12 protein-coding genes are annotated in these 17,449 nt (G+C 71.0%); 9 read left to right on the top strand and 3 right to left on the bottom strand.

Annotation, left to right across the window (positions count from 1 at the left end; translation table 11 throughout):
- The first annotated feature begins 4 nt into the window (after positions 1-4).
- The 6 genes from MXD59_RS02475 (at position 5) to MXD59_RS02450 (ending at position 10,404) form a co-directional block, all read left to right on the top strand.
- Positions 5-2,881 carry an ABC transporter permease subunit gene (locus MXD59_RS02475; RefSeq protein WP_248823437.1) on the top strand — a complete coding sequence of 959 codons (2,877 nt, stop codon included), beginning with the start codon at positions 5-7 and terminating at the stop codon, positions 2,879-2,881.
- Between the two features lie 7 nt (positions 2,882-2,888).
- Positions 2,889-3,584 carry an ABC transporter ATP-binding protein gene (locus MXD59_RS02470; protein ID WP_248823285.1) on the top strand — a complete coding sequence of 232 codons (696 nt, stop codon included), beginning with the start codon at positions 2,889-2,891 and terminating at the stop codon, positions 3,582-3,584.
- Positions 3,585-3,700: 116 nt separating this feature from the next.
- A complete protein-coding gene (locus MXD59_RS02465; RefSeq protein ID WP_308301625.1) occupies positions 3,701-5,101 on the top strand; it encodes a ferredoxin reductase family protein in 1,401 nt (466 codons plus the stop codon).
- A gap of 13 nt (positions 5,102-5,114) precedes the next feature.
- Entirely contained in the window at positions 5,115-5,705 is a 591-nt protein-coding gene (locus tag MXD59_RS02460) for an FMN-binding protein (protein WP_248823284.1), read from the top strand.
- 49 nt (positions 5,706-5,754) lie between these two features.
- Positions 5,755-6,762 (top strand): FAD:protein FMN transferase, encoded by a 1,008-nt coding sequence (locus tag MXD59_RS02455; protein ID WP_308301624.1) that lies wholly within the window; start codon positions 5,755-5,757, stop codon positions 6,760-6,762.
- Between the two features lie 63 nt (positions 6,763-6,825).
- Complete coding sequence (locus tag MXD59_RS02450; RefSeq protein ID WP_248823283.1) at positions 6,826-10,404, top strand: DEAD/DEAH box helicase; 3,579 nt, start codon at positions 6,826-6,828, stop codon at positions 10,402-10,404.
- 21 nt (positions 10,405-10,425) lie between these two features.
- Here the strand turns inward: MXD59_RS02450 and MXD59_RS02445 are convergent, their stop codons facing one another.
- Together MXD59_RS02445 and MXD59_RS02440 are read right to left on the bottom strand one after the other, a co-directional pair.
- On the bottom strand, positions 10,426-11,577 hold the full coding sequence (locus MXD59_RS02445) for a winged helix DNA-binding domain-containing protein (RefSeq protein ID WP_248823282.1): 1,152 nt from the start codon (positions 11,575-11,577) through the stop codon (positions 10,426-10,428).
- Positions 11,549-11,938, bottom strand: coding sequence for an excisionase (locus tag MXD59_RS02440; RefSeq protein ID WP_248813188.1), 390 nt, complete (start codon positions 11,936-11,938; stop codon positions 11,549-11,551). The genes MXD59_RS02445 and MXD59_RS02440 overlap by 29 nt, the downstream gene beginning before the upstream one ends.
- A 72-nt stretch (positions 11,939-12,010) precedes the next feature.
- Here MXD59_RS02440 and MXD59_RS02435 point away from each other — a divergent pair, with 72 nt between their 5' ends.
- The 3 genes from MXD59_RS02435 (at position 12,011) to MXD59_RS02425 (ending at position 16,191) form a co-directional block, all read left to right on the top strand.
- Complete coding sequence (locus tag MXD59_RS02435) at positions 12,011-13,156, top strand: Clp protease N-terminal domain-containing protein (RefSeq protein ID WP_248823281.1); 1,146 nt, start codon at positions 12,011-12,013, stop codon at positions 13,154-13,156.
- Positions 13,134-13,349, top strand: a complete 216-nt coding sequence (locus tag MXD59_RS02430; protein ID WP_308301638.1) for an FHA domain-containing protein — start codon at positions 13,134-13,136, stop codon at positions 13,347-13,349. Before MXD59_RS02435 ends, MXD59_RS02430 begins: the two co-directional genes overlap by 23 nt.
- A 211-nt stretch (positions 13,350-13,560) precedes the next feature.
- Complete coding sequence (locus MXD59_RS02425) at positions 13,561-16,191, top strand: ATP-binding cassette domain-containing protein (RefSeq protein ID WP_248823280.1); 2,631 nt, start codon at positions 13,561-13,563, stop codon at positions 16,189-16,191.
- A gap of 102 nt (positions 16,192-16,293) precedes the next feature.
- Here the strand turns inward: MXD59_RS02425 and MXD59_RS02420 are convergent, their stop codons facing one another.
- The gene (locus tag MXD59_RS02420; RefSeq protein ID WP_248823279.1) at positions 16,294-17,130 is read right to left on the bottom strand and encodes a CYTH domain-containing protein; all 837 of its coding nucleotides are present in this window, start codon (positions 17,128-17,130) and stop codon (positions 16,294-16,296) included.
- Between the last annotated feature and the right edge of the window lie 319 nt (positions 17,131-17,449).

The following is a 17,449-nucleotide window of genomic DNA, read 5'->3' as shown; positions in this document are numbered from 1 at the left end:
CCGCGTGCACCAGTTACTGCCCTTCATCGTCATCGGACTTGCCACCGGCGCGGTCTACGGCATGGCCGGCGTGGGCCTGGTCCTCACCTACAAGACATCAGGAATCTTCAACTTCGGCTACGGCGCGATCGCCGCACTCGACGTCTATCTGTTCTACTTCCTGCACACCGACCATGGCCTGTCCTGGCCGCTGACCGCCCTTGTCTGCGTTTTCGTCTTCGCCCCCCTGCTCGGCCTGGGTCTCGAACTGATCGCCCGGCTGCTCGACGGTGCGAGCGACACCATCAAGGTGGTCTCCACCGTCGGGCTCATTCTCATCGTCGCCGCGCTCGGCCAGCTCTGGCACCCGCAGACGACGCCGTCGTTCCCGCATTTCCTGCCGCAGTCGACCGTGCACATGCTCGGCGTCAACGTCACGTGGGAACAGATCATCATCTTCGTCTTCTCGCTGGTGGCGTCGGCGCTGCTCTACTGGTTCTTTCTCGCGGTGCGCCTGGGCGTCGTCATGCGCGGTGTCGTGGACAATCCCGAACTCGTCGCCGTCTGCGGTGACGATCCGGTGCGGGTGCGGCGCTGGGCCTGGGTGATCGGTGCGATGTTCGCCTCGATCGCCGGACTGATGCTCGCGCCGGCGCTGTCCCTGGACGGCGTCACCCTGACCACCGCGGTGTTCGCGTCGTTCGGCGCGGCCGCGATCGGCTATTTCTCGAACCTGCCGCTCACGTTCGCCGGCGGTCTGCTGGTCGGCATCGGCGGCGCGTTGTTCGAGAAGTACGCCGCCACGGTCAGCTGGGTCGGCGGGCTGCCGCCGAGCCTGCCGTTCATCGTGCTGTTCATCGTTCTCGTCGTCACGCCGCGGGCCCGTCTGGCGTCGCGCCGGCCCACCTCGGTCGCGCCGGTCCGCCGCTCCTACCAGGCGCCGACCCGCGTGCGCCTGGTGACCGGGGCCGTCGTGGTGGCCCTGCTCGCGCTCGTGCCGAGTCTGCAGGCCGATCACCTGATCGTCTGGTCGGCGGCGCTGATCTACGTCATTCTGTTCCTGTCGCTCGGGCTGCTGGTACGCCAGTCCGGGCAGATCTCGCTGTGCCATCTCGGTTTCGCCGCGGTCGGGGCGGCCGCGTTCAGCCACCTGGCGGTCGGCGCCGGCCTGCCATGGCTGGTGGCCGTCATCCTGGCCACGCTGATCGCGGTGCCGGTCGGTGCGCTGGTCGCCATTCCGGCGGTGCGGTTGTCCGGAGTCTTCCTGGCGCTGGCCACGCTCGGCCTCGGCATCGTCCTCGAGCAGGTCTTCTACCCGCGTCATTTCATGTTCGGGACGTCGTCGATCGGCATCGCCAACCCGCGTCCGATGGTGCGGATCGGCAACTGGGATCTCGCCAGCGACTCCGGCTTCTACTACCTGCTGCTCATCATCGTGGTGCTGTGCGTGCTCACCGTCGCCGCGATCAGTCGGGGGCGTCTGGGGCGTCTGCTTGGTGCCATGGCCGACTCGCCGCTGGCGCTGGAGACCCAGGGCACCACCTCGACGGTGCTGAAGGTGCTGGTCTTCTGCATCGCCGCGGCGATGGCGTCGCTGGCCGGAGCGCTGACCGGCATGCTCTACCAGTACAGCGTCGGGACGTACTTCCGTTCGTTCGACTCCCTGACCCTGGTCGCGCTCGTCGTGATCGTCACCATCGGCGAGCCGTGGTACGCGGTGCTCGCGGCGATCGGCTTCAACGTCATCCCCGGCTACATCACCTCCTCCGACACCTCGACCTACCTGGCGTTGCTGTTCGGCATCGGCGCGGCCCTGTCCGCGCACGGCACCCGCGGTGGGACGACGCCGCGGGCCCTGCGGCATCTCCTCGACCGGCTGGGCGGACGCCGTCCAGCCCAACCGGTGACCAGCCCATCCAGCCCATCTGACGATGTGGTGGCGGGGTCGGCGGGGTCGGCGGCCACGGCCTCGGTGGATGTTCCCGCGCGGCCGGCGCGGATGGGGTCGGGCCTGGTCGTGCAGGATCTGACGGTCCGCTTCGGCGGGGTACGCGCGGTGGCGGGTATCAGTCTCGAGGCGCCCGCCGGTGCGATCACCGGTCTGGTCGGCCCGAACGGCGCCGGCAAGACCACCACCTTCAACGCCTGCAGCGGCCTGAACCGCCCCAGCGACGGTCGGATTCTGCTGCACGGCGCGGACGTCACCGCCCGCGGACCCGCCCAACGGGCCCGGCGTGGGCTCGGCCGCACCTTCCAGCGGATCGAACTGTTCAACAGCCTGACCGTGCGGCAGAACGTCGCCCTCGGCCATGAGGCGGCGCTGGCCGGGCGCAACCCGGCGAGCCAGCTCATCGGCACACCCGCCCAGTCGCGGGCGGTCGCCGCGGCCGCCGCGGACGCGATCGCGCTGACCGGCATCGAGCACCTCGCCGACCAGCAGGTCGGTCTGCTGCCCATCGGGCAACGTCGGCTGGTCGAACTCGCCCGGGTCCTGGCCGGCCGCTTCGACCTGCTGCTGCTCGACGAGCCGTCGTCGGGCCTGGACGCCCGGGAGACCGAGCAGTTCGGCCGGGTGCTCCTCGAGGTCGTGCGCCAGCGCGGTTGCGGCATCCTGCTGGTCGAACACGACATGACCCTCGTGCGTGACATCTGCGACCGGGTGTACGTCCTCGACTTCGGCGCGCTGATCTTCGCCGGGACGACGGAGGAGATGACCCGCTCTGACGAGGTCCGGGCCGCCTACCTCGGCGATGTGGCGGTGACGGCGAACGCGGCGGCGGCGGACGCGGCCGCGGCCGATCCCGTGACGGCCACGGCCACCGCCGACCAGCCCACGACCGACCAGCCCGCGGCGTTCGTGCCCGCGACGGTCGGCCAGGACACCGCCGCAGCGGAGAGGTGAGACCGCCATGCTGAACCTGACCGGGGTGACCGCCGGCTACGGCAGCACGACCGTGCTTCGCGACGTCGACTTCGCCGTCGGCGAGGGTGAGGTCGTCGCGCTGCTTGGCCCGAACGGCGCCGGTAAGACCACGTTGCTGCGCACCGCCACCGGGCTGCTGCGTCCGTCCGCGGGTCGCATCGAGTTCGCCGGCGACGAGATCACCGGCCGTCCGGCGCAGTACTTCTCCCGCGGCGGTATCTGTCTGCTGCCCGAGGGACGGGGAATCTTCCCGTCCCTCACCGTCCGGGAGAACCTGATGATCCAGGGTCGGGGCCGTGCCCTGGACGCCTCGATCGCGACGGCGTCCGAGCTGTATCCCGTGCTCGGCCGTCGGCTGCGGCAGACCGCCGGCAGCATGTCCGGCGGTGAGCAGCAGATGCTCGCCCTCGCCCGCGCCTACCTCACCGACCCGAAGATCGTTCTGGTGGACGAGGCGTCCCTCGGCCTCGCGCCGCTCGCCGTCGACACCATCTACGAGGCACTCGGTCGACTGGTGCGGACGGGGGTGTCGCTGGTCGTCGTCGAGCAGTACGTACAGAAGGCGCTCGCGATCGCCGACACGGCGTTCATCCTCAACCAGGGCGTCATGGTTCACTCCGGCCCGGCCAAGGAGATCAACATCGAGCAGATCTACGAACGCTACCTCGGCATCAACGCATAACGATCACCGCCTGGTGGACGCCGTCCCGGATCAGGCTCGCAGCGGTTTCGGGACTCTGGGGCTGCCCACAGGACGGACACAGGAGCCACACAGGAAAAGTCGCGATCGTCGGTGGCATGACATCGACCGGGCTCTCCAAGGGCGGGCCACCGGCAGTGTCGCGGCCCACGTCGGTGCCGCGGATGGTCGGGTGGCGGGGGGCGGAGCTGGCGGTTCGGCTGGGGCTGACCGTGGGTGGGATCGCCGTCGTCGCACTGTGGTGGGTGCAGACGTCGGCGGCCAGCCTGGACAGCGCCGGCCAGGTGATGACGGCGGCGGGGCGGGTCAGCGGGCTGCTCGCGGCGTATCTGGTGCTGGTCGAGGTGCTGCTGCTGGCCCGGGTGCCGGCGCTCGAGCGGGCGGTCGGGTTCGACCGGCTGGCGGCGTGGCACCGGGGGCTCGGCACCAACGTCGTGCTGCTGATCGGGGTGCACGTCCTGCTGGTCGTCTGGGGCTATGGGCTGACCGACCATCGGCAGCCGTTCGGCGAGCTGGTCACGGTGGTCACCTCGTACCCGGACATGTGGAAGGCGACGATCGGCGCGCTGCTGTTCGTGGCCGTCGGGATCAGCAGCGGACGGATCGCCCGGTCGAAGCTGTCCTACGAGGTCTGGTACGCGCTGCACCTGACCGTCTACGTCGCGGTTGCGCTCACCTTCTTCCACCAGACCTCCAACGGGGCGGACCTCGTCGCCAGCCGAACCGCACGGGACGCGTGGACGCTGCTGTACCTCGCGGTCGCCGCCTGCGTCGTGATCTGGCGGGTGGTCCTGCCGGTCACGGCCATCCCGCGGCACCGGATGCGGGTCGAGCGGGTGGTCCGGGAGGGCCCGGGCGTGGTGTCGGTGTGGATCCGGGGTCGCGGCCTGGACCGGTTGGGCGCCGTCCCCGGGCAGTTCCTGCTGTGGCGGTTCGCCGCGCGGGGGCATCTGCTCAGCGCCCACGCCTACTCGCTGTCGGCGCCACCCGAGCCGGATCGGCTGCGCATCACGGTCAAGGCGGCCGGGGATCACTCCCGGGCCCTGGAATGGCTGCGGCCGGGCACACCCGTGCTCGCGGAGGGCCCGTTCGGGCTGTTCACGGCACAGCGGACCAGACCGGACGCAAAGGTGCTGCTGATCGGCGCGGGCAGCGGGATCGCCCCCGTACGCGCGCTCGCCGAGGGGCTGGCCCGGAACGGGCGGGACGTCGTCGTCGTCCAGCGGGCCAGCCGGCCCCTGGACCTCGTGCTGCACGAGGAGCTGTGCGAGCTCTCCAGGGCAGGCCTGATGACCGTGCACGGGGTGACCGGCGCCCGCGACCAGCTCGGCTTCGATCCGCTCGCCGCGCGCTACCTGGGTGCCGCCGTGCCGGACATCACCGAGCGTGATGTCTTCGTCTGCGGGCCGCCCGGGCTGACCCGGTCCGTCACCCACACGTTGCGCCAGCTCGGCGTGGCCGAGCGTCGGATCCACACCGAGGAGTTCGAGCTGCGATGACCGAGAACCCGTCATGAACGACCGGGCCGGAAGGCCGTATCGGGCTCGGCTCGGGTTCGCGGCGATGCTGTCGACCGTCGTCCTCGTGGTCGGTGGCAAGGCCGCGACCGGGTCGGGCGGACGTCCCGCCGCGCTCGGAGCGGCCTCGCTCGCAGAGGTCGGCACCACCGCGACGGCCACGCCGTCTCCCACCGCCACCGCCGGTGCGGCGAGCGACGGCGCCGGTCCGTCGCCCACGGTATCCGGGTCGGCGGGAACTTCGGGGTCGACAAACACGACGGCTCCGACAGCCGTCCCCGCTCCCACCGCCTCGTCGGGCACGGCGACCACCAGGACCGTGCTCGGCGACGCGATCAACACGCGGTTCGGCGCGGTGCAGGTCAAGGTCGTGCTCACCGGAACGAAGATCGTGGACGTGGTGACGGTGCAGGTACCGGACCGGGAGCGTCGCGACGTCGAGATCAACGACCAGGCGGTGCCGATCCTGAAGCAGGAGGTACTCAGCGTCCAGAGCGCCAGGATCGACAGTGTCTCCGGTGCGTCGTACACCAGCTACGGGTACGCGTGGTCCGTCCAGTCAGCCCTGGACAAGGCCGGTGTCTAGGCCCGGTGCCCCCTCGGGGGCCCTCGGGACCTCAGGGACCCTCGAGGCGATGGTCAGGCCCACGCGGGAAGCGGCAGGCCGGGAAGTGGCAGCCAGCGTGCACAACCCGCCCCGCCGCCCCGGACGCGTCCACGCCGAACCGGTCATGGGCACGGTCGTGAGCATCGACGTGCGCACACCGTTGCCACCGGACCGTCTTGACGCCGCGATCGCCGCGGCCGTGGCGGTCCTGCACCGGGCCGACGCCGACTTCAGCACCTTCCGGGCCGACTCGTGGGTGTCCCGGCTGCGGCGCGGGGAGTGTGGGCTGGCCGACTGCCCGCCGCATGTCCAGGCGATCTACCGGGCGGCCGAGGCCTGCCGGGTGCGCACCGGTGGCCTGTTCGACCCGGGTTGGCGCCGGGACGGCACCCTCGACCCCACCGGGCTGGTCAAGGGCTGGGCCGCCGACGCGGCGTCCTGGGCACTGACCCGGGCGGGCGCCACCATCCACTGTGTGAACGCGGCCGGAGACCTGAGGGTGCGCGGGCAGGCCGCGCCCGGGGTCCCCTGGCGCCTTGGCATCGCCGACCCGGCCCGCCCCGGCCATCTTGTCGCGGTCGTCGAGAGCAGCGATCTCGCCGTCGCCACATCAGGGACGAGCGAGCAGGGTGAGCACGTCATCGACCCCCGCACCGGCACACCGGCACACCATCTCGCCTCGGTCACCATCGTCGGCCCGGACCTGACCCTGGCGGACGCCTTCGCGACGGCCGCGCTCGCCGCGGGTCGGCGGGCACCGGAACTGCTCGCCGAACTCGGATCGGCCGGCTGGGCCTGGCTGACCGTGGACCGCGCCGGCGGGGTGGACACCTCAGCGACCTTCCCCGGCACGGTGATCGCCCCGGGCGCCGCGCCGACGCGCCCTCCGGTACCGGTGGCAACGCCGACGCCGGTGTCGCCGCCCCGGTCAGCACCGACGTCGACGCCGGTCGCGGCATCCGCTTCCTTGCCGGTCTCGGTCGCGGTCATCTCTGCCGGCGGCAGCGTAACGCCCAGCGTGCCGGCGCGGCGATGACACAGCGTGGTCTGCACTGGTCGTGGTGACCGGATGCTGGTCCTGGGCTGTTAACGTCGCTGCATGCTGCCGGCAGAATTGCGGTATGTCGACCGGAATCGTCTGCGCGCCATCGTCGGCGAGACGACGTATCGGCGCGGCGAACGGTACGCCCGCAACGGCGCCGTGAGCGGCGTCTCCTGGCAGCCATCGATCACGTCCCTCACCGGCCGGGTGGCCGGCAGCTACGGCGAGAACTACCGGACCACGGCGGCCTTCACCCGGGGCACTCGGGCGTGCCCGTGGGAGTTCCGCGGCGGCGACTGCAGCTGCCCGGTGTCCGTCGACTGCAAGCACACGGCCGCGCTGGTGCTGGCGGCCGCCCAGGCCGCCGCCTACGTGCACATGGCCGCCACCGAGACGCCACCGTCGATCCCCACGCCGGACGCGCGCGACCTGGCCGTGCCCCGGCGCGGGTCAGCGGCGCCGGTGGCCACAACGGTTCCGACGATCCGGGTACCCGGCCTCGGCCCGGGCAGCGGCACCGCGAGCCGGTCCGGCCGCGTGGTGCGCGGGGCAGGTCAGCCCAGGCGGACGGCGGGCCCACCCGCCTGGGATTCCGCCTTGTCGGACCTGCTCACGGAGGCGCCGCGGCATGCCGTCCCGCGGGCCGCGACGCCGCTGGCGATCGAATTGTCACTGTTCGCGGCGGGTGCGCCGGTCCAGGCGGCGCACGCGCTCCCGTCCACGTTGGTCATGGCCCGCCTGGTGCAGCCGGGGAAGAACGGTTGGATCAACGCGCCCACCTGGTCCCAGCTGGCCTCGTCCCACGGGACGTTTCGCGACGGCGGCTTCGACGACGACCAGGTCTCGGTGCTACGCGAGATCCACGCCGTCCACCAGGCCGGCGACGAGTACGCGGCATATCACCGCCACGGCGACACCAGATACCTCGACCTGAGCGAGTTCCGCAGCCCACGGCTGTGGCCACTGCTCGACGAGGCGCGGGCCGTCGGGGTACGGCTGGTACACCACCGCAAGCGGCTGGGCGACATCGAGCCGCCCCTGTCGGCCCGGCCCTGCCTCGACGTCACCGCCGACCAGCAGGGCCTCGTCCTGTGCCCGGTGCTGCGGGTCGACGGCTCGGACGTGGATCTCATCCCGTTCGCGTTCCTCGGTGACCATGGGGCCGTCGCCCTCGACCGGGCCGAGCTCGAGGCCACCGGCCAGTTCGAGAACGGGCGGCTGCGGCTGGTGCGGTTCACCTCGCCGGCGCCGCCCGCACTGCTCCAGCTGGCCGCGTCCGACCAGGCGATGCGCATTCCGGGCGCCGACCGGGCCCGGTTCCTCGCCGACTACTATCCGCGGCTGGCTCGGCTGGCGCCGGTCATCTCCAGCGACGGATCGTTCGACCCGCCACCGCTGCCCCGGCCGACCCTGGTCGCCCGGGCGGCCTTCGGCGACAGCCACCTCGTCCAGATCGACTGGGAATGGGACTACGCCCCCGCCGGCGACCCGTCCCCGGACAGCGACGGTGGGGACAGCGACGGTGGGGACAGCGACGGTGGGGGCGCCTCGGCGGGTGCCGCACCGCGGCGGCTGCCCCTGTACGACGACGGGCCACGGGATGCCTACCGCGACCGGGCCGCCGAGGCCGAGATCCTCGCCAACCTGACGCTTCCCGACGCCGCCGGTACCCTCCGCCACCCTGGCACGTCCGGTGTGGCGGGTACGGCGGGTGGGCCGGGGACGGTCACGCTGCGGGGGGCGGACACGATACGGTTCGCCACCGAACTGCTGCCACAGCTCACCGCGCACGACGGCCTCACCGTCGAGATCGCCGGCGAGGCGCCGGATTACCACGACGCCGGGGACACGCTGCGGATCGAGCTGTCCACGCGGGAGGCCAAGGACGAGCCGGACTGGTTCGATCTCGGGGTCGCACTGGTCCTGGACGGCCAGCGGGTCGCGTTCACGATGCTCTTCGAGGCACTGAGCCGGGATGATCCTTTTCTGATCCTCGACAGTGGCGCCTACCTGCGACTTGACCGACCGGACCTGCACTCGCTGCGCCGACTCATCGAGGAGGCGGCGGCGCTGCGGGACAGCCCCCACGGCGCGCTGCGGCTGAGCCGGTTCCAGGCCGGGCTGTGGGAGGAACTGGTCGCGCTCGGCGTCGTCGTCCATCAGGCTCAGGCGTGGCGGACACAGGTGCGAGGCATCCTCGCGTTCGAGACCGCGGGCGCGACACGGCCGCCGGAGAGCCTGCTGGCGGCCCTGCGGCCCTACCAGGCGGACGGTTTCCGCTGGCTGACGTTTCTGTGGGATCTGCGGCTCGGCGGGATTCTCGCCGACGACATGGGACTCGGCAAGACGCTGCAGTCGCTGGCGCTGATCTGCCATGCCCGTGACCGCGACCCGGGGCTCGCACCGTTTCTCATCGTCGCGCCGACGAGCGTGGTGGCGAACTGGGCCACCGAAGCCGCCCGTTTCGCCCCGCACCTACGCGTCGCGGCGATCACCGACACCCTGCGCCGGCGTGGCCAGACACTGCCCGACATCATGGCCGGCGCCGATGTCGTCATCACGTCGTACACGCTGTTCCGGCTCGACACCGAGGACTACCGCGCCGCCACCTGGGCCGGTCTGATCCTGGACGAGGCGCAGACGGTGAAGAACCACCAGTCGAAGGCCTACCAGTGCGCGCGGCTGCTGCCCGCGCCCTTCAAACTGGCCGTCACCGGAACACCGTTGGAAAACAACGTGATGGAACTGTGGTCACTGTTGTCGATCACCGCACCGGGTCTGTTTCCGAACCGTGCTCGCTTTCAGGAGTACTACGCCCGCCCCATCGAGAAACTCGGCGACTCCGACCTGCTCGGCCAGCTGCGCAGCCGCATCCGCCCACTGCTGATCCGCCGGACGAAGGAGCAGGTGGCACCCGACCTGCCGGCCAAACAGGAACAGGTCATCGACGTCGACCTGCACCCCCGCCACCGCAGGATCTACCAGGTCCAGCTGCAGCGGGAACGGCAGCGGGTCCTCGGCCTGGTCGACGACCTGAACCGCAACCGCTTCACGATCCTGCAGTCCCTGACAACGCTGCGTCAGCTCAGCCTGCACGCCGGTCTCGTCGACGAGGCCCACGACGCACTCGCCAGCGCCAAGATCGACGTCCTGCTCGAGCAGCTGCGCGATGTCGTCGACGGCGGCCACCGGGCGCTCGTGTTCAGCCAGTTCACCCGCTTCCTCGGCAGGGTCCGGGATGCGCTCACCGCCGCCGGCATCGAGTTCTGCTACCTGGACGGAACCACCCGTGATCGACCGTCCGTGCTACGCCGGTTCAAGTCCGGCGCGGCCCCCGTGTTCCTGATCAGCCTGAAGGCCGGCGGCACGGGTCTGAACCTCACCGAGGCGGACTACTGCTTTCTGCTTGACCCGTGGTGGAATCCCGCCACGGAGGCCCAGGCCGTCGACCGGGTTCATCGCATCGGCCAGACCCGCAATGTGATGGTGTATCGCCTCGTCGCCCGCGACACCATCGAGGAGAAGGTGATGGCGCTGAAGGCCCGCAAGGCCGAGCTGTTCGCCAGCGTCCTGGACGGCGGCGAGTTCGTCGACACCACCCTTGATGCCGACGACATCCGCCAGCTGCTCTCCTGACGACGGGACGGGGCCGGCCGGTCAGGACCAGCTGATGGTCGGCGTGGCGCCGGGGTACAGGAAGGCGAGCAGACGTTCGCCTTCGGCTTCCAGCTCTCGGCGGTGCGGGGTGCCCACGTCGGCGGCGGGGGTGAGGATGAGTTCGGCGGCGCGTCGGCCACCGCTGGCGGCCCAGGTGCCGGCGACCAGGCCATCCACCAGGAAGGTCGCCAGGACCCGCAGGTTGCCGGCCGAGTAGACCGCCTTCTTGAACGCCGCTGGCAGAATCCGTTCCCGGCTGCTGGGATGGTAGGCGAGCAGCGCACTGTCGAAAGCGGCGAGGAAACGCGCCGGTGCGGGAGTGTCGGCGCCGGGGCGAGGGGCGTCAGGCAGGTCGTAGCAGACGTTCCCGGTCGGGCCGGTGGCGCGCAGCAGGTCGTCCTGGGCCTCGAGGGCGGCCCTGACGCGCGGGGTTCGTGCGCCCGTCCAGCAGGCGACGTCGTCGACCGTGGCCGGGCCGAACGCACGCAGATGCCGGCGGGTCACCTCGATCAGCGCGTCCGCGTCCGCCGTACTCGCCGCGGTGCGCGTCGGTGCACCGCGGGGGTTCGGCGCGGCGAGGGACAGCTTGGGCGCCTTGGCCCACTGGTCGGCGGCGGGAACCCGGACCAGATCCGGGGTGGTGCGCACCGGACGCCAGCCGTGGGCCTGCTGCCAGGTGACCTCCGCCGCCGGGAGCACCATCGGGTTGGCCGCGACCCAGGAGTCGAGGAACTCGGCGATCCGCGCGTCCGAGCGCGGCGTGTCCGCGCAGAACTCGCCTACCGCGGCCCGCACCGCATCGACGGCCGACGCGGGCAGCGGAGTGCCGGAGCGCTCCCAGCGGGTGACCCCGGACTGCTCGGCCACAGCGGCGTAGGCGGCGTGTTCCCGGGCGCTGGCCAGGTGCAGGGTGCCGCGCAGCAGGGTGCCCAGGACGGCCTGACGCCCGGCCAGCGCGTCGTGAAGCGCGGCGGTGTCGAACCCGGCCACCCGCGACCAGAGCGCGACCGGCGGCGCCGACCACTGCTGGGCCTGCACCGCACCGATCGCCTCGATCGCGGCCACAACATCGACCGCCAGGGGTTCGAGCAGCCCCTGGCGGGCCAGCAGGGCCCGGTTCAGTTCACGGACCGTCAGTTCCCGCGCTCCCATCGGTCTGATTCTCCGCGCCCCGCTCGAGGGCGGCGACGCGGGCCTCGAGCTCGGCGACGCGGTGCTCGAGCAGCGCGAGCTGCGCCTCCTCACCGAGGCGACGCTGCGCGCCCCGCCGCAGCCGCGGTGACTCCTGCGCCCGGGTGGCCACCATGGCCAACGGAACCAGCCGCTGCGGGCCGTGCGGGCCGTCCACCAGCCGGGACGGGATCAGCTCGCCCCGGTACCAGGTTCGCAGCGCGGCGCGGGAGACCCCGGTGCGGGTGGAGGCCTCCTGCAGGGTCACCCAGTCGGAGTCCTCGAGCTGGGCGGCGAGTTCACGTTCGACATCCCACTGGTCCAGCCGATCGTCCCAGGTCATAGCCAGCCTCCCCGTCCACCCTGTTATTAGCATGGTATTGACCATGGTAGAAAGAGAGTTGACCCTGAAGGCATGTTCGAGCGATTCACCTCCGCCGCCCGCCAGGTCGTCGTCCTCGCCCAGGAGGAGTCACGCGGGCTGGACCACAACTACATCGGCACCGAGCACCTCCTGCTCGGCCTGCTCGCCGAGACCGACGGCATCGCCGCCCAGGCCCTGACCGAGATCGATCTGACCCTGGAGATGACCCGGTCGCGGGTAGTCGCCGCGGTCGGCCGTGGGAAGAACCCCGTAAAAGGCCACATTCCCTTCACACCGCGCGCCAAGAAGGTCCTCGAGAAGGGCCTGCGGGAGGCGGTCAGCCTGCGGCACAACCGCATCGGCACCGAGCACCTCCTGCTCGGTCTGCTGGCGGTCACCGGCGGGGTGTCCGCCAGGCTGCTGGCCGAATGGAACGTGGACCTCGACCAGCTGCGCGCCCGGATCCTCGTGCTGGCCGCCGAGGTGCCCGACCGGGCGACCGGGCGACCGGGCGCGGGTGATCGGCGACATGCCCGCCGAGGCGGCTTCGCCGGGGGTGCCGATGCCGTCCCGCTCGGCCTGTCGGCTGGTGGCGAGCGCACGCCGCGCCGAACGTCGGCGGCCGATGCCGGTATCGCCGGCGCGCAGAGTCTGGCCGGCGCGGACCCGGTGGGTTCGCATCATCTGCTGCTGGCACTGCTCGCCGATCCGGACAGTGCGGCGACGCGCACACTCACCGGCCTCGGCCTCGACCTCGCCGCGGCCCGCGACGCCCTGCGGCAGACCGATCCAGGCGGCACCTCCGACGAGCTACCCGAGGTCACCGGTCGGCGCGGCATGTCACTTCGGCTGACCGGCTCGGCCGTGGTGGTCGAAGCCACCGACCGCCGCCTGCTGGAGCTGGCCCGCCTCGCCTTCACCGCCCTCACCGGACGCCGCACCCCGCCCACCTCCGCCGACGTCACCAGCGGCGGGACAACGCCGGGCGCCGACACCGGCCATGGTGACCTCCCGGTGACCGACCAGCTGCTCAGCGGACGGGACGAGCTCGCCGAGAGTCTGTCGGCGGTCTGGTCGGTCCTGGAAGCCAGCCTGGAGGACATCCGCGCCCGCGCCGCCGGCGCACCCACGCGGCCCACCGCCCCGACCCCGGGCCCAGCCGGCACCCAGGACGATCCGCGCCAGCCCGAAGCCTGACCAGGACGAGCAGACCCTGTACCGGCCGGGAGAGGACGGCCGGCTCGCCGTCACCGACGCCGGGTCGGCCAACGGCACCTGGATCGGCGACGACCCCGGTCCGATCACACCGGGTCGCACCATCCCACTAGCCGACGGTGACCGAATCCACGTCGACTCCTTCACCCGGATCACCGTCCGTCGCCTCGGCTGACACCCGCCGTCAGAAACCAGCACCGCCCTCCCGCGCCCGCGTCGCAACCCGGGAACAACGGACGAGCGCACTGTCCCATCGCGTGCTCCGACACCGTCGCGGCGTTTCGTCGGCTTTCGGTCAATGGACGCTCATGGGCGGTGCGACCGATTATGCTCGCGGCGAATCGGCCGTCCTGACCAGCCGGTTCTTCGTCGCGAGGGGGAGATGCATGTCCACGGCCGTTCTGAAGGTGACGAGCATGGCCGGGGAGGTGACTGTGCCACAGGGACAGCCGCGCTTCATCATCGGTCGGGCTCGCAACTCCGACCATGTGATCGCGGACAGCCAGGTCTCCCGACAGCATCTGATGATCGAACAGATCGGTCCTGGCTGGGCGGTACGCGACGTCAGCACCAACGGAACGTGGCTGAGCGGCGCCCGAATGCTGAACGTGGTCGAGGTCCGCGGCGAGACGCGGTTCCGGCTGGGTACACCGAGCGGCCCCGAGGTCATCATCCGGGCCGAATCCACCGGCCGGCCAGGTGACGGCTACGGCGACACCGGCGGCGCCTACGGCGACCCGTACGGCGGCGGCGACGGGTACGGCAGCTCGTTCAGCGCAGACGCCGACCAGCACACCATGCTGCCCGGCCAGGCGGACTACCTGCCGCCGCGGGCGTCACAGCGTTCCACCAACGCCCCGTCGCGGGAGATGGCGCACTCCGGCGCGGTGGCCGGTGGGCCAGCTGCCGGCCGCGGCGGACCGGGTGGCGCACCCCGCCAACCCGCCGGTCATGCCCGCCTCGACCGCGAACACGAACGCAGCACCACCTATCCACTACGCCAGGGCACCATGACGATCGGCCGCGCCCGCGGCAGCGACATCGTCATCGCCGACCTGCTCGCCTCGCGCCACCATGCCACGCTGACCATCCGCGGCGGCAGCATCGACCTCGTCGACCACGACTCGGCGAACGGGACATTCGTCGACGGTCGTCGCATCCAGCGCGCGCAGGTCGCCCAGGGCAGCATCATCGCGATCGGTCACCACGTCCTGCAGGTCGAGGGCGATCAGCTCGTCGAGTACATCGACTCCGGTGACGTCAGCTTCGAGGCCGAGCACCTCAACGTGTGGGCCGGCGACAAGCAGCTCATGCACGACATGACGTTCCGGCTGCCCGGGCAGGCGCTGCTCGGCGTCGTCGGCCCGTCCGGCGCCGGCAAGTCGACGCTGCTCGGCGCGCTGACGGGCTTCCGCCCCGCCAACGAGGGCACCGTCCGTTACGCCGGCCGAGACCTCTACGACGAGTACGACGAACTGCGCCGCCGTATCGGCTACGTGCCGCAGGATGACATCCTGCACACCTCGCTCACCGTCCGCCGCGCGTTGGAGTACGGCGCCAAGCTGCGGTTCCCACCGGATGTGACCGAGGCCGAGCGGGCCCGGCGGATCGACGAGGTCCTCGCCGAACTGAACCTCACCCCGCATGCCAGCACCGTGGTCGCGCGCCTGTCCGGTGGTCAGCGCAAGCGGGTGTCGGTGGCCCTCGAGCTGCTCACCCGCCCGACCCTGCTCTACTTGGACGAACCCACCTCCGGTCTCGACCCGGGCATGGACCTCCAGGTCATGCAGTCGCTGCGAGCGCTCGCCGACGACGGTCGCACGGTCATCGTCGTCACCCACTCGGTGGCGCAGCTCGACCTGTGCGACTACGTCCTGGTGCTGGCGCCCGGCGGTCACGTGGCGTACTTCGGCCCGCCCGGTGACGCGCTGCCGTTCTTCGGCGAGCAGGGCTACCCGTGGGTGTTCCTGCGACTGCAGGACGACCCGGGCGCCGAGTCCGCGGCGCGGTTCCGCCAGTCCCGGCACTACGTCCCGGCGTCGGTGACGGCGCCGTCGGCGCGGCCGGAACCGGAGGAGCTGCCCAGTATCCGGCAGCAGACGGTGCTGTCCCAGCTGGTGTCACTCAGCAAACGGACGATGTCGGTCATCGCCTCCGACAAGGGCTATCTGCGTCTGGCCGTCGCGTTCCCGTTCGTCCTCGGGACGATTCCCCGGTTCATCGGCGGCGACTTCGCCGACACCAACGACAAGTTCACCCCGAACTCGAACGGCCCCACGATCTTCCTGATCATGGTGCTGTGCGCCTGCTTCATGGGCATGTCGAACTCGGTGCGGGAAATCGTCAAGGAACGGGCGATCTACCAACGAGAACGTGCGATCGGTCTGTCCCGAACGGCGTATGTCGGGTCCAAGGTGCTGGTGTTGTTCATCATCACCGCGTTGCAGGCCATTCCCTTCACCGTCATCGGACTCGCCGGCCGACAACCACCCGGTGCTCTCCTGCTCGGCAACTCCCTGCTGGACTGCATGCTCGCCATCTTCATCGTCACCTTCGCCTCCGGCATGATCGGTCTGGTGATCTCGGCACTGGTCGACAACGCCGACAAGACGATGCCGCTGCTCGTCATCGTCACGATGATCCAGCTGGTGTTCTCCGCCGGTATCGTGCCGGTCTCGGGGCAGGTCGGCCTGCAGCAGGTCTCGGTCATCTCCCCCGCCCGCTGGGGCTACGCCGCCCTGGCCTCCGACGCCGACTTCAACGTGATCACACGTGCCGGGGTCCAGCGTCCGAAGACGGTGAACGGCCAGCCGGTCGCCAGCGGCGAAACGATTCCGATCAACCCGAACTCCCCGGAACGCGACGCTCTGTTCGACCACACCAAGAAGCAGTTCGCGATGGACATCGGCGGCGGTCTCGCCGTCACCGTCGTGTTCGTCGGCCTCACCGCCGTCCTGCTGCGGCGTCTCGATCCCAAGACCAACCGCAAGAAGAAGGCCACACCCGCGACGAAGTAACCCGCCCCTGGCCGCCGTCTCGCCTCTCCCGGCGCGGCGGCGGCCAGTCGCGCTCCGTCCCCGGGGGCGCGGTGCCTGCCGGACGCGGTCGCGGTGGGTGTGTCAGGTGGTGCGCCGCTGCCCGGTGAAGTAGTCCAGCGTGGCGCGGGTCTTGGTCTGCTGCCGCCCACCCAGGTCAATACCGTGATCACCCAGGACGGTCGCGGTGCTGGCGGCGGCCCGCAGTGCCGCGTCGGGTGCGCAGCGGGTCGACAGTTCGAGGATCTCCGACTCGTCGGGAAAGACCCAGCGCTCCGCGAGGAGCGGCCGGTCGTGACCGGCGATGCCCAGGGTGCGCCGATAGGCCCGGACCGGGCCGAGCACCCGCAGATCATCGACATCCGGACCGCCCTTGAGACGGGTCCGGACCAGGCGCAGCTGCGGCTCGGTGAACAGGGCGCGCAGCGAGCGCCGTCCGTTGACCGCGCGTTTCGCGACCCTGGCATCCAGCCGGCTTTTGAGGGCGCCGGAGCAGACATAGCCGCCGGGCATCCCGTCCACCTCGACGACGAAGTCCCGCCGCTGCCGCAGCTGTGCCGGCAGGCCCCGTGGAACCACCGGACGCAGTTTCACCACCGAATCATCCGCTCCGCTGGAGCTGCGCCGGACCCGCAAAATCATTCCCCTGCGGTGCAGCGCCCGATCCGGGGTGTCAAGATAGTAGACACGGTGGGTGGGGGTCCGTGGAAATGTGAGGTCGAGCGCGTCCCAGACCGCCTCATGAGCATGTGGTGGGACGGTCAGTTTCAGTTCCAGCCGATCGACCTGGGCGGCGAGATCCAGCAGCTTCGCCAGCTGGTCATCGGATAACTGCCAGAACTGCTGCGCGGCCCGCGCCCTGGCGGGCTGGCGCGCCGATGCGGTTCTTCCGCGTGAGTCTCTTCCGCGTGACTCGGCCATCCCGGGTCAGACGGCCATCGGCGAACACGCCGCATCACCAGGGGCACAGCCCGGCATCATGATCACAATTATTGGATGCACGTGCCGGCTCCGTTTCCTGGCGAGCCCGTTGCCCGACCGACCCCACCCCCGGGCCAGCTCCAGCCGCGCGCCGCTCGTCCCTCGCTCGTACGATCTCGCCCCGACCTCGATCATGCCCTCGAACATGCCCTCGAACATGCCCGGGCGTGAACTACCCCGAACCTCGACTGTAACTCGCCGATGCTCCGCCCAATCGAGGCCACATCCGTCCACATCCGTCCTCATCCGTTCGCATCCG

Source organism: Frankia umida (assembly GCF_023242945.1).
GTDB lineage: Bacteria > Actinomycetota > Actinomycetes > Frankiales > Frankiaceae > Frankia > Frankia umida.
This window is presented reverse-complemented; position numbering and strand designations above follow the sequence as displayed.